Consider the following 13741-nt stretch of genomic DNA (forward strand, 5'->3'; position numbering starts at 1 on the left):
AACGGACAAAAGGCGCACAAATGTGCGCCTTTTGTCCGTTTGTCAGACCTGACCCCGAATTACAATAAAACAAAGGAGGAGCACATGAGCTTATATATCGGCCTGATGTCGGGCACCAGCCTGGATGGCGTGGATGGCGTGCTGGTGGACTTCTGGGCCGGCGCGGCACGCACCATGTCGGCCGCCTATGTCGAATTCCCGCAGGCGCTGCGAGATGAGCTGATGGCGCTGCAGGCGGCCGGCCCGAATGAAATCGAACGCGAAGCACTGGCCGCCAACCAGCTGGCCGCGCTGTACGCCGACTGCGTAGCCCAGCTGCTGGCCAAGGCCGAGATGAAGGCGGCCGACGTGCGCGCGGTGGGCGTGCATGGACAGACCATCCGCCATCGGCCCGAACTCGGCTTCACGCGCCAGACCAACAACCCCGCCCTGCTGGCCGAACTGTGCGGCATCGATGTGATTGCCGACTTCCGCGCGCGCGACGTCGCCGCCGGCGGCCAGGGCGCGCCGCTGGTGCCGGCCGCGCACCGCGCCCTGTTCGGCAAGGAAGGCAAGACCCGTGTGCTGGCCAATATCGGCGGCATTGCCAATATCTCGCTGCTGCACAAGGATGGCAGCGTGGGCGGCTACGACACCGGCCCCGGCAACGTCCTGATGAATGCCTGGATCGCCCGCCACCAGGGGCGCGAATACGATGCGGGTGGCGCCTGGGCCGCCACCGGCCAGGAAGTGCCCGGCCTGCTGGCCGCGCTGCTGGCCGAGCCCTACTTCGCCCAGCCGGCGCCGAAGAGCACGGGCCGCGACCTGTTCCACGCCGCCTGGCTGGACGCCCGGCTGGCGCCCTTCGCCCAGGCGCGCCCGGAAGACGTGATGTTCACGCTGACGCGCCTGACCGCCGTCACCCTGGCGCGCGAAATCGCACCGCACGGCACGGATGCCGTCTACGTGTGCGGCGGCGGCGCCTACAACGTCACCCTGATGCGCGAGCTGCAGGCCGAGCTGGGCACCAGCATCCAGGTGCAGTCGACCGACGCCCTGGGCGTTCCGCCCAACCGCGTCGAAGCGCTGGCATTCGCCTGGCTCGCTTTCCGCTTCGGCGAGCGCCAGCCCGGCAACCTGCCCAGCGTCACCGGCGCGCGCGGCGAGCGCATCCTCGGCGCCCTGTATCCGCGTTGATTCGCCCCGTTAACGCAAGAGCCCGTGTCCACTCCGGGGCCTGACCCCAAAGTGGACACGGGCTCGGCCGTATCGGGGAAAACTTATACGGAGAAGGAAGAGCCGCAGCCGCAGGTGGAGGTGGCGGATGGGTTCTTGATCACAAATTGCGCGCCTTCCAGGTCGTCTTTGTAGTCGATCTCGGCGCCCACCAGGTACTGGTAGCTCATCGAGTCGATCAACAGCTGGACGCCGTTCTTCACCATGGTGGTGTCGTCTTCGTTGACGATTTCGTCAAAGGTGAAGCCGTATTGGAAGCCGGAGCAGCCGCCACCCTGCACGAATACGCGCAGCTTCAGGTCCGGATTGCCTTCTTCTTCGATCAGTTGCGCTACTTTCTCGGCCGCGGCGTCGGTGAAAACGATCGGTGCCGGAATCACGTCTTCGGCTACTGCAGTCATGTATTACTCCTACTTAAATTCAGTTGTCCCATTATAGTCCATGCCGGACCTGGCCGCTTTCTCAGCGCACGTCCGTTGCTTCGCTAGCAACGGTTTTACCGTTTTCCGACATGCTGACCGCCACCGACACGGCCTTGGCGCCCTCGGGGAGCTCCAGCGTGCCATCGACGCGCTGGTAATTCTCGATCGTCATGGCGTAGCGCTCGGCACCTTCCTTCGGGTACTCGAGCACGCTCTTCTTGCCGCCCTGCTCGATCGTCACCGCCAGCTTGAGCCGGCCGGACCAGGCCGCCGGCCCCTTCTTCCTGGCCCCATATTGGAGCAGTACCGTGTAATGCAATAGCCGGGGCGAGGCCATGCGGGCTTGCATGCCGCGGATGGACAGGCCGCTGCCGGGCCTGGCCGGTGGCAGCACCGCTTCCAGCAGGGCCAGGTCGGCGTTGAGCTTGGCCAGCTCGGCATCAGTGGATGCGGGCGGTGCGGCGCTGCTTGCGGCGGCAGGAGCAGCCTTCAGCTTGTCCGCCAGGGCGTCACGCTCGGCCGTCACGCGCGCCAGCTCGACTTCGGCGGCGGCCAGCTGCCTGGCAAGCGACGGGCCGGCTTCGCCTTTGGAGGCGCCGATCACGCGCTGGCCCAGGTCCACGCCCCACACCACCAGCACGCCGGCGGCCACCAGCACCGCCGCTAGGCCCAGCACGCGCGCCAGCAGCGGCGGGCGTGCCTGTTCCATGCCGGTCTCCAATTACGGCATCAGGGCGATGGTTTGCAGGCCCAGGCCTTCATCCAGGCCGAACATCAGGTTCATGCACTGCACGGCTTGGCCGGAGGCGCCTTTCACCAGGTTGTCCTGCACCACCAGCACGATCAGGGTGTCGCCGTTGCCCGGACGGTGCAGCGCCAGGCGCAGCATGTTGGCGCCGCGCGTGCTGCGGGTTTCCGGGTGCGAGCCCCATGGCATCACGTCGACGAACGGCTGGTCGGCGTAAGTGTCTTCGAACAGCTTTTGCAGCTCTTCGTTCGTCACGTCCTTGGTCAGGCGCGCGTACAGGGTCGAGTGCATGCCGCGGATCATCGGGGTCAGGTGCGGGGTGAAGATCAGGTTGACCTTGTCGCTGGTGTAGCGCTGCAGCTGGGCCGCGGTTTCCGGCGTGTGGCGGTGGCCGCTCACGCCATAGGCTTTGAAGTTGTCGGATGCTTCCGAGAACAGGGTGCCGATTTCGGCCTTGCGGCCGGCGCCGGAGACGCCGGACTTGCAGTCGGCGATCAGGTGGCCGGCGTCGATCAGGCCGGCCTTCAGCAGCGGCACGAAGCCGAGCTGCATGGTGGTCGGGTAGCAGCCGGGGTTGGCGATCAGCTTGGCTTTCTTGATGTCTTCGCGGTTCAGCTCAGGCAGGCCGTACACGGCCTGCTCCAGCAGCGCGGGCGCGGTGTGGTCGATCTTGTAAGTTTTCTCGAACACGGCGCGGTCCTTGATGCGGAAATCGGCCGCCAGGTCGATCACTTTCACGCCCTTGGCCAGCAGCTCCGGCGCTTGCGCCATGGCAACGCCGTGCGGGGTGGCGAAAAACACCACGTCGCACTGGGTCAGGTCGACCTTGTCGGGCGAGCTGAAGGCGATATCCACGCGGCCGCGCAGGGAAGGATACATCTCAGCCACCGGCAGGCCGTCCTCCTTGCGCGAGGTGATCGCGGTCAGCTGGACTTCCGGGTGGGCGGCTAACAGTCGCAGCAGTTCCACACCCGTGTAACCAGTGCCGCCGACGATGCCTACTTTGATCATGTTCTCTTCCTTGCAAGGTGTGTTAAATAGGCGGCCATTTTATCAAAACCGGCCCCGGGCTTCAGCGGCGTACGAACTTGCCGGGCGTCATGATGAAAAAGGCCGGCACAGATGCCGGCCCTTTCAGGCTAACGTCGCGCCAGCGGCAATCAGTTGTCGCAGGTAATCACATCACCTGGGCCATCCGGCAGCGAGGTCGAGTAGCGGCGTGGGTCGCAGTATGGCAGTTTGATTGCGGCGCCAGTGACGGCCTCCAGTTCCTCGGCCGTCACGACCTGGCCGACGACGTTCGACAGGATGCGCTGGAACATATTGTTCTTGATTTCCATCTACTATCTCCAATCATGCTTGGCCCACGGTTGAAACAAGCTCGGGCGGGTCAGCTTGACCCGGGCTTGCTGCGCCTGTCGCGCCAAGGCGCAGCAGGTCGCGGTAAATGGCGCCGTTGCCAAAGGCCGCAGGCTGGGCCAACGCCAGCGTCTCCGGATCGATGATGACCAGCGAGGGCACGCCTTCCAGGTCGAAATGCTGGCGCAGCACGTTGTCGGGATCGCGCAAGCCAGGCAGGCCATCGGGCGCCGGCCCGCTCAGTACGATATGCAGGGGAAAGTCCAAGCGCCCCAGCACGGGCGCCAGCTCTTTCTTCACCACTTCGCACTGCTCGCACCCGGCCATGGTGAACAGCAGCGCCAGCGGACGCCCCGGCTGCAGCAGGTGGCGCAACTGGACGCTGGAACCGTCGGGCCGCAGGCCCAGCTGGTCCTGCAGGCGCAGCTGGGCGGCGCCGCGCTGCAGGTTCTGCTCCGGCGTCCGCGCAGCCTTGACTTTCGGCACGGCGCTGGCATGCGCGTAGGCGTAGGCGGCCAGCACGGCCAGGCCGCCGGCCGCCAGGGCGGCCAGATAGGCCGGCGCGGCCCGGGTCGCGCTGTGCCCATCCCATTGCGCCGCCAGCAGCAGGACGCCGCCGAGCGCGAGCGCGCCGCGCACATGGTTGCGCCAGCGGTGCAAGGCGGGCGTCAGCACACCGAAACAATTGCAGATGGTGTTGCCGCGCAGGCGCTCGCGCAGCCAGCCGCCCGCGCCAACGGCAAGCGCGCCGGCGCCGGCGGCCAGGGCGGCCGGCTGCCACCAGGCCAGTGCCGCCAGCGCCAGCAAGCCCAGGTCGAGCGCGGCCTTGCTACACATGGCGCCGCCGATGCGCTGGCAGCCTACCACCTTGCCCATGGCGCTCACGCAGAACACCCCGGCCAGCACCGCCTGCCCTGCACCCGCCGCCACTTCAACTGCCATCATGTGTCTGCTCCCTTCAAGCGCGCAGGGCGCCGTTTTGTTCCTGCAGGAAGTCGCGCACGATCGCGCCCTGCGCCAGTTCCACCACGCGGTCGGCCGAGGCGATGGTTTCCTGGCGGTGCGCGACGATCACGCGCGTGATCGCCATGTGGTGGATCGCTTCATTGACGCGCCGCTCGTTGCTGGTGTCCAGGTGGCTGGTGGCCTCGTCGAGGAACAGGATGCGCGGGCGCTTGTAGAGGGCACGCGCCAGCACCAGGCGCTGCTTCTGCCCGCCCGACAGGCTCGACCCCATATCGCCGACCAGGGTCTGGAAGCCCATCGGCATGGCGCGGATGTCGGCGCCGATGGCGGCCGAATCGGCGCACTGCTCAAGCCAGGCCATGTCCACCTGCTGGTCGAAGAAGCACATGTTGTCGGCGATGGTGCCGGCGAACAGGTGGTCATCCTGCATCACCGCGCCCAGCATGGCGCGGTAGCGGCGCGCGCCCAGCTGGGCCAGCGGGATGCCGCCCACCAGGATCTCGCCCTCGGTCGGCTCCAGTATCCCGATCAGCATTTTAAGCAGCGTGGTCTTGCCGCAGCCGGACGGGCCGACGATGGCGATCGACTGGCCGGTATGGATCACCAGGTCGAGCCCGCGGATCACCCACGGATCGGCGTCGGAATAGCGGAAGGAGACGCCGCGCAATTCGATATCGAAGCCCTCGGGCAGGCTTTCCACCGGCGTGTGGTCGTCGCCGCTTTCGCGCTCGGTGAGCACGATGTCGGCCAGGCGCTCGCCTTGCAGGGACAGCATGCGCAAGTCCTGCAGCTTGTCCACCAGCGCGTAGGCGCGCCCGGTGAAGATGCTTTTGTAGGCCAGGAACGCGTACAGCATGCCGAGCGAGAAGCTGTCGCCCATCACCAGGCGCGCGCCGAGCCAGATCACGGCCACGTTTTCCACGCCGGTCAGCAAGGCGTTGCCGGTCTTGAAGTAGAGCGCCAGCTTGTCGCAGCGGATGGTGCGGTTGGCCGCCGCCACCTGGGCGTTGAACCAGCGCGAGTGGCGCGCGCGCTCGTGGTTGAACAGTTTGATCGACTGGATGCCGCGCAGCGACTCCAGGAACATGCTTTGCTCGCGCGCCTTGAAATTCAGCTGTTCCTCGCTGGCCCGGCGCAGCGCCAGGTACAGCGCCGCGCGCAAGGCCACGTACACGGCCAGCGCCAGCGCCACCACGCCTGTCAGCAGCGGGCTATAGGCCAGCAGGATGGCCAGCGCAGCCAGCGCCATGATGCCGTCCAGGACGGTCTCGATGAAGCTGCGCGAGAGCGTCTGCTGGATCATGTTGACCGAACCGAAGCGCGAGATGATGTCGCCCATCGAGCGCTTCTCGAAGAACCACAGCGGCAGGTGCAGCAGGTGGGTGAAGACGCCGGAAATCCACTGCAGGCCGACGTGGGTGCTGATGTACATGACGACCCAGGAGCGGAACGCGCCCACCGCCACCTGCACCAGCATCAGCATGCCGAAGCCCAGCGCGAACACGGTCAGCATGTCGTAATCGGCCGAGGCGATCGGCCCGTCCACCACCAGCTGCATGAACAGCGGCGCCAGCAGCGCGAACGTCTCCAGCGCCAGCGCCAGGGCAAAGGTCTGCACCAGGGCGCCGCGCAGGCCGCGCACCTGGCGCACCAGCTGGCCGACCCGCACGCGCGGCGGCGCGCTGCGCTCTTCGAAGCCTTCGGCCGGCGCCAGCTCCAGCGCCACGCCGCTGAAGGCGGCATCGACCTGCTCGGCGCCGACGCTGATATCGCCGACCGCCGGGTCGTGGATGCGGATCGAGCGCAGCTTGCCGCGCGCGTCGAGCCGCACTTTTTTCAGGACCACGAAGTGGTTCATATTCCAGTGCAGCACGCACGGCATGGCCAGGTGCTGCAGCTCTTCCAGTTCGATGCGCACCGGGCGCGCGCCGAGCTTGAGCACGCCGGCGATATCGACCAGCGTCTTGAGCGTGGCACCGCGCATGCTGAGCGAAAAACGCTGGCGCATGCCGAGCAGATCGATCTCATGGCCGTGGTAGCTGGCCACCATGGCCAGGCAGGCCAGGCCGCATTCCGCCGCCTCCCCTTGCATGATCAGGGGCAGCCGCTGGCGGCGGCCGAACTCCAGGCCCAGGTTCATAGCGTCTCCTTCAAGCGGTAGAGCGGCGCGAAGAGCCAGCCGGCCAGGGTGCGGCGCTCCTGCGGGAAGCGCACGTCGACCGCCATCCCGGCGCGCAGCTTGTGCCAGGCGCCGGCGGCGCGGATCGACTGCGCCGGCAGCCCGACCCGCACCCGGTAGCGCGCCTCCCCGGCCAGGCCCTGGCTGGCGGCCTGCTCCTGCGGGCTGAGCGTGGCGTTCGGCACTTCCAGCACGCGCCCTTCGAATTTCCCATACCCTTCATTGGGATAGGCGGCCAGGCGGATCGCCACCGGGTCGCCTTCGCGGATCAGGCCGATGGCTGAGCTGGGCACAAAGATGTGCGCTTCCAGCTGCGAACCGGCCGGCACGATGGTGAGCAGGGTCTGGCCGTCGATGCGCTGGCCCGGCTCGGCCAGCACGGCGGTGACCAGGCCGGCCTGCGGCGCCGTCACCAGCACCCGCCCGCGCGTCTGCTGCGCCACCCGGTCCTGCTCAATGTCGAGGATCTGGCGCTGGTAGCCCGAGCGCGCCAGCGCCAGCTTGCCGGCGGCGGTATCGACCGCAGCCTGCGCGTCGGCCATCTCGCGCACCAGGCCAAGGCGGCTGCGCTGCATATCATGCAGGCGGCTTTGCTGCTCCAGCAGCTCGTCGCGCTTCAGCTGCAAGGCCAGCGGCGACAGGAAGCCCTGCGCCTGCGCCTGCTGGTGCCGTTCGTACTGCACCTGCTTGGAGGCCAGGCGCTCGGCCTGCACCGCAATCGATTGGTCCAGCTGCGCCAGTTCGCCCTGCAGCGAGGCGACGCGGGCGCGCGCTTGCGCATTCTCGCGCGCCGCCACCTGCGCCGCCTGCTCGGCGTCGGCCTGCACCAGGGACTGGCGCGACTGCAGGTGGCCCAGGGTGTCGGCCGCGGCGCCGCGGCTGCGCGTGCCGTCCGGCGCGTACATCACTTCCGACGACACCACATACAGCACCTCGCCCGCCTGCACCTGCTGCCCTTCGCGCACGCGCCGCTCCAGGATCACGCCCGGCTGCGGCGACTGCACCTTCAGCAGGCCGGCGTCCGGCGCCAGCACGCCGGAAGCGGGCACGCGCCGGGTGTACTCGGCGTGGAAAATGAAGGCCAGCAGGCAGACGGCGAAGGCCACCATGGTCCACGCGATCAGGCGCATCGACAGCGGCTGCAGCAGCACCGGCTGGCCCAGCCACTCGTCGGGACGGGCCGCGCGCAGGGCGGCGGCCCGGAACAGGGGGCGCCGGCTCATGCCGCCAGCACCGCCGTGCGCGCCTGCTGGGCGTTGCGGCAAGCGTCGCTGGCGAACCATGCCGCCATCGAGATGGCGGGCGGCTGCCCGGCTTGCGGCCGCATGTCGCCGAAGGCGAGGTAGCGGCAGAACGCGTCCAGCATGGGAATGGCCGGATCGGCAATCTCGTTGAACAGGAACTGGCCCCAGCGGTTGATCTCGAGGAAGACCACGCCGCCGGCCGGCGTCACGATCAGGTCGATGCAGCCGAAGGCCACGCCCAGGCGCGCGCAGTAGCGCACGCATTGCTGCTCCAGCCCGGGGGGCAGCGTGGTGGCGTGCAGGTTGCTCATGCCGCGGCCGCCATCCATGCGCCAGTCGAGCGCGGGACCGTCGCGCTGGCTGTCGATCAGGGCGGCAATGGCCGCGCTGCCCATGACTGTCACGCGCAGCTCATGCTGCTTGTCGATACGCTGCTGGTAGATGCCGGGGCAGGCCCGCAGCGCGTAGTCGGACTGCAGGTGGGCGCGCGCGACGGCCGACGTCCGGGCGGCGGTGCGCGAACCGTCCGCGTTGTTCCATGTCGCGGGCGCGAACGATTTGTGGATGATGCGCCCGTCGTGCTTGTCGAAGAAGGCGCGCACGGCGTCCACGCTGTTGCCCACCAGCGTATCGGGAATCGTGAAGCCGCATTCGCGCGCCAGGGCAAGCTGGCGCAGCTTGTTTTCGCAGGCCTCGTTGGCGTAGTACTCGTTGATCCAGCGCGTGCCGGCATGGCCCAGGTAGGGCAGCACCACGCGCACGAAATGCTCGGACGCCTGTTCGATCACGGCCAGGTCGTCGGGATGGGCGCCGTCCATGGCCGTGGTCTTGCCCATGCGGCGCAGCCAGACCACGTCAAACCCGCCCTGCGGCTGGCCATCGCCCAAGTCCAGGCTGGCCGCCGGCGCGGCATCCGGGCCGATGCTGTAACTGGCCTGGCCCACGCGGGGAAAGTCTTCCCAGTACCAGATGCTGGGCTGGACGCCCATCTGCTGCAGCCCCCACTCAACGGCAGCAACATGGGGGTCGTTCTTCTTGGCGACGATAAGGATACGCATGGCGGCATTACACAATGCTAATGAACTCCAATTAGGATAACGCCAACAGTATCAATTTAGTAATTTCGTTTGTGCAATTTTTATGTGGTGTGGCGAATTCGGCCACAAATGAAAAAAGCCGCTGGAAACCAGCGGCTTTTTTGTGTAAAGCGTAAAAAGATTAACGCTTCGAGAATTGCTTTGCGCGACGTGCTTTGCGCAGACCAACTTTTTTACGTTCAACTTCACGAGCATCGCGAGTGACGAAGCCGGCACGTGCCAGGTCGCCCTTCAGGCCTGCATCGTAGTCGATCAGTGCACGGGTGATACCGTGGCGCACTGCACCTGCCTGGCCGGACTCGCCGCCGCCGTGCACGTTGACTTTGATGTCGAAACGTTCAACGTTGCCGGTCAGTTCCAGCGGCTGACGGATGACCATCAGGCCGGTTTCACGGGAGAAGTACTCAGCTGCTGGCTTGCCGTTCACGATGATCTGGCCAGTGCCAGCTTTGATGAACACGCGAGCAACTGCACTCTTGCGACGGCCGGTGCCGTAGTTGTAGTTACCGATCATGTCAGTTCCTTAGAAATCGAGTGCTTTAGGTTGCTGGGCAGCGTGCGGGTGGGAACCCTCAGCGTACACTTTCAGCTTCTTGATCATGGCGTAGCCCAGAGGACCCTTCGGCAGCATGCCTTTCACTGCCTTTTCCAGGGCGCGGCCTGGGAAGCGCTGTTGCATCTTCAGGAAGTTGGTCTCGTAGATACCGCCTGGGTAACCGGAGTGACGGTAGTAGGTCTTCTCGGTTGCTTTGGTACCGGTCACGCGCAGTTTGCCTGCGTTCACGACAACGATGAAGTCGCCGGTGTCAACGTGAGGGGTGAATTCTGGCTTATGCTTGCCGCGCAGTCGGCGTGCCACTTCGCTGGCAACACGGCCGAGGACTTTGTCCGTCGCGTCAATCACGAACCAATCGCGCTGGACTTCATGGCCCTTAGCGGAAAAAGTTTTCATGTTTGAACTTTCTGTGAAAGATTAAAAACGCTCAAATGGTGGTTCCGCCCGGTTACTTCAGCGGACGCATCCTTCTTATATGCTTTTCCTGAGCGAACGGAAAGCTGGCGATTATAGCCCGGCCGGGGCCGCTGGGTCAACCCCGCCCTGTACCGCGTTGCCGTTGCTAAGCAAATATTGCAGAGCTACTATGGAGCTCCAGAACCATAAGAGGAGACGGCCATGGTTTGCCCCATGCTGAGCCGACTGGTGGCGATGGCCGCGCTGCTGGCGCCGGCCCTGGCGCTGGCCCAGGCCGGCAAGGATTGCCACCTGCCCGGCACTGAGGAGTCGCTGCGCTGCCACCGCCTGGCGGTGCCGCTCGACCACCGCGCGCCCGGGCCCACCCTCAGCCTGCACGTGGTGGTGGCGCCCGCCCTGCGCGAATCGGCCCGGCGCGACCCGCTGTTCCTGCTGGCCGGCGGCCCGGGCGAGGCGGGCAGCGACCTGGTGCCCCTGCTGAACACCACCTTCCGCAAAGTGCGCGCCACGCGCGACATCGTGCTGATCGACCAGCGCGGAACGGGATTGTCCGGCAAGCTCGATTGCAAACCCGGCAAGAATGTGGAAATGGCCACGGAAGACGAGCTGCTGGCCGCGACCCGCGCCTGCATCAAGGGCCTGAACAAGCGCTTCAACCTGTACACCACCGAGCAGGCGGCGCGCGATATCGAGCTGGTACGCAGCGCCCTGGGTTATGGCCGCATCAACCTGTGGGGCGGCTCCTACGGCAGCCGCCTGGCCCAGGTCTACGCCCGCCTCTACCCCGCCAGCATCCGCGCCATGGTGCTGGATGGCGTGGCGGCGCCGGACCAGGTGGTACCGGCCGGCGCGCGCGATGCGCAGGCCGCGCTGGACGCCCTGTTCAAGCAATGCGCCGACGACACCGTGTGCGCCACCGCCTTCCCCAGCCTGCGCAGCGAGTTCGAGGCGCTGGCGGCGCGCCTGGCGAAAGCCCCCGCCACCCTCAACCTGCCCGACCCGCGCACGGCGGAGCCGAGCAAGGTGGAAATGACCGGCATGCGCTTCCTCGGCACGGTGCACAACATCCTGTATTCGCAGGCCGACAGCCGGCGCCTGCCCTTCCTGATCCACAGCGCCTACCAGGACCGCTGGCAGCCCTTCATTGCGCGCAGCAATGTCTCGCGCGACTTCGCTTCCGACAGCGGGCCGGCCATGCCGCTGCACCTGGCCGTGGTGTGCGCCGAGGACTTCCCGCGCCTGACGCCGCAGTTGCTGGCCGAAGACACCAGGGGCTCCTTCCTTGGCGCGCCGCAGATCATGCGCATCGGGAAGATGTGCGAAGCGATGGCGGTGCCCGCCGTGCCGTACCAGGAACCGGCCATGATCGAGGCGCCGGTGCTGCTGATGTCCGGCGCGCTGGACCCGGTCACGCCGCCGCGCCGCGCCGAAGCGGCGCGCAAATACATGAAGAAGGCGCAGCACCTGGTCGTCAAGAACGGCGGCCACATTGTCTCGCCGCTGGGCTGCATGCCGCGCCTGATGCGCAGCTTCCTCGACCAGCCGGAGGCGGCGCTGAAGGCCGACTGCCTCAGCGAGATCCCGGCCCCTACCTTCCAGCTCAATAGCGCAGGCCCGCAACCATGATCGAAGTCCAGAACCTCTGCAAGCGCTTTGGCAAAGTCCAGGCGCTGGCCGGCGCCAGCTTCACCGCGCGCGACGGCATCATCACCGCCCTGCTCGGGCCGAACGGCGCCGGCAAGACCACCTTGCTGCGCACCCTGGTCGGCCTGCTGCAGCGCGACCACGGCAGCATCTCCATCGACGGCGTCGACCCGGCCCTGGACCCGATGGCGGTGCGGCGCAACGTGGGCGTGCTGACCGACCAGTTCGGCCTGTACGAGCGCCTGACCACGCGCGAATACCTGCGCTACTTCGGCGAGCTGAATGACATGGCCGATGCCGCCATCGAGCAGCGCACGCGCGAAGTGACGGAGCTGCTGTCGCTGGAGGACATCATCGACCGCCGCGCCAAAGGCTTCTCGCAAGGCCAGCGCATCAAGGTCGCCCTGGCGCGCACCCTGCTGCACCGCCCGCGCCACCTGCTGCTGGACGAGCCAAGCCGGGGCCTGGACGTGATGAGTACGCGCGCCCTGCGCCGCGCCCTGGCCGCGCTCAAGGCCGACGGCTGCTGCGTCATCATGGCCACCCACGTGATGCAGGAAGTGATCCACTCCTGCGACGACGTGATCGTGATCGCCAAGGGCACCACCGTCACGCAAGGCACGCCGCAGCAGCTGTGCGAAAAGGCCGGGCTGTCCAGCCTGGAGGACGCCTTCGTGCGCCTGGTCGGCACCGAGGAAGGCATCGAACTATGAAGCTCAAATTCCCCATCGTACTGCGCAAGGAACTGGTGGAAACCCTGCGCGACCGCCGCGCCCTCAGCCTCCTGCTGCTGTTCGTGCTGATGTATCCGCTGCTGGTCGGCCTGGTGCTGCACCGCCAGATAGACCGCGCCACCAAGCCCGAACGCGAGGGCGTGGAGCTGTCCGTGATCGGCGGCGACCAGGCGCCCACCCTGATGAACCAGCTGCGCCAGCGCAACGTCAACATCACCGAACTGGAACCGCTGCAGGACGAGGAAATCACCTCCCTGCTGCGGCGCCAGGGCGTTACCGCCGTGCTGCGCCTGACCCCGGAGTTTGCCGAGAACTACCACGCCATGCGGCCGGCGCGGGTCGAGCTGTGGTTCGACTCCGCCTCCGACAGCGCGCGCAAGCTGGATGAAGTGGAGTACGTGCTGCGCGACTACAGCCGCAACATCGCCAGCGCGCGCCTGCTGGCGCACGGCGTCTCGCCGGTCAACCTGAACCCGGTGCTGGTGCAGCGCTACGACGCCGGCAGCAGCGCGGCGCGCTCTGCCAACACCATCAGCACCATGCTCGGCATCTTCTTCATCCCTGCCTTCATGTTCTGCATGAGCACCGCCGTCGACAGCACCGCCGGCGAACGCGAACGCCGCTCGCTGGAGGTGCTGATGGCGCAGCCGGTGCGGCCGGCCGACCTGATTATCGGCAAATGGCTGGCCGCTTCGCTGCTGTCGATCGTCGGCATCACGCTGGAACTGGCGATTGCGCACGGCATCCTGAAATGGCTGCCGCTGGAGGAAATCGGCCTGTCCTGGCGCCTGGGCTGGCGCGACCTGGCCATGGTCTGCCTGGCCTCCGTGGCGCTGTCGCTGTTCGCCGCCGCGCTGGAAATCGCCCTCGCCATCAACGCCCGCTCCTTCAAGGAGGCGCAAACCCTGGTCAGCTTCACCATGATCGTGCCGCTGGTGCCGGTGATCGTGGTGCCGATGATGAACCTGACCAACAGCTGGTGGATGTATATGGTGCCGGTGCTGTCCAACCAGACCTTGTTGCGCGAGCTGGCCAAGGGCCAGAGCATCGGCATGCTGCCCTTCCTGCAAACCTTCTTCAGCAGCCTGCTGCTGGCCATGCTGTGCGTCTGGTACACCGAGCGGCGCATGAAGAGCGAGAAATACATGATGACCGTATAA

At 66.7% G+C, this 13741-nt stretch carries 14 protein-coding genes; 4 read left to right on the forward strand and 10 right to left on the reverse strand.

From position 1 onward, the window contains the following. The first annotated feature begins 84 nt into the window (after positions 1 to 84). Entirely contained in the window at positions 85 to 1176 is a 1092-nt protein-coding gene (locus tag ACE3TQ_RS14415; protein ID WP_374582966.1) for an anhydro-N-acetylmuramic acid kinase, read from the forward strand. 83 nt (positions 1177 to 1259) lie between these two features. Here the strand turns inward: ACE3TQ_RS14415 and erpA are convergent, their stop codons facing one another. From erpA to rplM, 10 genes are all read right to left on the reverse strand, one after another. Further along, positions 1260 to 1616: an iron-sulfur cluster insertion protein ErpA gene (gene erpA / locus ACE3TQ_RS14420; RefSeq protein ID WP_028102302.1), complete on the reverse strand. Its 357-nt coding sequence runs from the start codon at positions 1614 to 1616 to the stop codon at positions 1260 to 1262. Between the two features lie 61 nt (positions 1617 to 1677). Beyond that, the gene (locus ACE3TQ_RS14425; RefSeq protein WP_374582967.1) at positions 1678 to 2346 is read right to left on the reverse strand and encodes a DUF6776 family protein; all 669 of its coding nucleotides are present in this window, start codon (positions 2344 to 2346) and stop codon (positions 1678 to 1680) included. Positions 2347 to 2358: 12 nt separating this feature from the next. Next, positions 2359 to 3396 carry an N-acetyl-gamma-glutamyl-phosphate reductase gene (gene argC / locus ACE3TQ_RS14430; protein WP_374582968.1) on the reverse strand — a complete coding sequence of 346 codons (1038 nt, stop codon included), beginning with the start codon at positions 3394 to 3396 and terminating at the stop codon, positions 2359 to 2361. Between the two features lie 149 nt (positions 3397 to 3545). Beyond that, on the reverse strand, positions 3546 to 3725 hold the full coding sequence (locus tag ACE3TQ_RS14435) for a hypothetical protein (protein WP_374582969.1): 180 nt from the start codon (positions 3723 to 3725) through the stop codon (positions 3546 to 3548). A 13-nt stretch (positions 3726 to 3738) separates the two neighbouring features. Next, complete coding sequence (locus tag ACE3TQ_RS14440) at positions 3739 to 4689, reverse strand: hypothetical protein (RefSeq protein ID WP_374582970.1); 951 nt, start codon at positions 4687 to 4689, stop codon at positions 3739 to 3741. A 13-nt stretch (positions 4690 to 4702) separates the two neighbouring features. Next, positions 4703 to 6850 (reverse strand): peptidase domain-containing ABC transporter, encoded by a 2148-nt coding sequence (locus ACE3TQ_RS14445; RefSeq protein WP_374582971.1) that lies wholly within the window; start codon positions 6848 to 6850, stop codon positions 4703 to 4705. Then, on the reverse strand, positions 6847 to 8112 hold the full coding sequence (locus ACE3TQ_RS14450) for an HlyD family secretion protein (RefSeq protein WP_374582972.1): 1266 nt from the start codon (positions 8110 to 8112) through the stop codon (positions 6847 to 6849). Before ACE3TQ_RS14450 ends, ACE3TQ_RS14445 begins: the two co-directional genes overlap by 4 nt. After that, positions 8109 to 9191: a hypothetical protein gene (locus tag ACE3TQ_RS14455; protein ID WP_374582973.1), complete on the reverse strand. Its 1083-nt coding sequence runs from the start codon at positions 9189 to 9191 to the stop codon at positions 8109 to 8111. The genes ACE3TQ_RS14450 and ACE3TQ_RS14455 overlap by 4 nt, the downstream gene beginning before the upstream one ends. A 160-nt stretch (positions 9192 to 9351) precedes the next feature. Then, on the reverse strand, positions 9352 to 9744 hold the full coding sequence (gene rpsI / locus ACE3TQ_RS14460) for a 30S ribosomal protein S9 (protein ID WP_028102305.1): 393 nt from the start codon (positions 9742 to 9744) through the stop codon (positions 9352 to 9354). A gap of 9 nt (positions 9745 to 9753) precedes the next feature. Beyond that, on the reverse strand, positions 9754 to 10182 hold the full coding sequence (rplM, locus tag ACE3TQ_RS14465; protein ID WP_130315552.1) for a 50S ribosomal protein L13: 429 nt from the start codon (positions 10180 to 10182) through the stop codon (positions 9754 to 9756). A 234-nt stretch (positions 10183 to 10416) separates the two neighbouring features. Between rplM and ACE3TQ_RS14470 the strand changes: the two genes are divergently transcribed. Genes ACE3TQ_RS14470 through ACE3TQ_RS14480 form a run of 3 tightly spaced genes read left to right on the forward strand, consistent with a single transcriptional unit; the run spans position 10417 to position 13741 of the window. After that, positions 10417 to 11829: an alpha/beta fold hydrolase gene (locus tag ACE3TQ_RS14470; RefSeq protein ID WP_374582974.1), complete on the forward strand. Its 1413-nt coding sequence runs from the start codon at positions 10417 to 10419 to the stop codon at positions 11827 to 11829. Next, a complete protein-coding gene (locus ACE3TQ_RS14475) occupies positions 11826 to 12560 on the forward strand; it encodes an ATP-binding cassette domain-containing protein (RefSeq protein WP_374582975.1) in 735 nt (244 codons plus the stop codon). Before ACE3TQ_RS14470 ends, ACE3TQ_RS14475 begins: the two co-directional genes overlap by 4 nt. Further along, positions 12557 to 13741 carry an ABC transporter permease gene (locus tag ACE3TQ_RS14480; RefSeq protein WP_374582976.1) on the forward strand — a complete coding sequence of 395 codons (1185 nt, stop codon included), beginning with the start codon at positions 12557 to 12559 and terminating at the stop codon, positions 13739 to 13741. Before ACE3TQ_RS14475 ends, ACE3TQ_RS14480 begins: the two co-directional genes overlap by 4 nt.

Origin of the sequence: Pseudoduganella sp. (assembly GCF_041914865.1) — a bacterium.
Classification (GTDB): Bacteria; Pseudomonadota; Gammaproteobacteria; order Burkholderiales; family Burkholderiaceae_D; genus Rugamonas.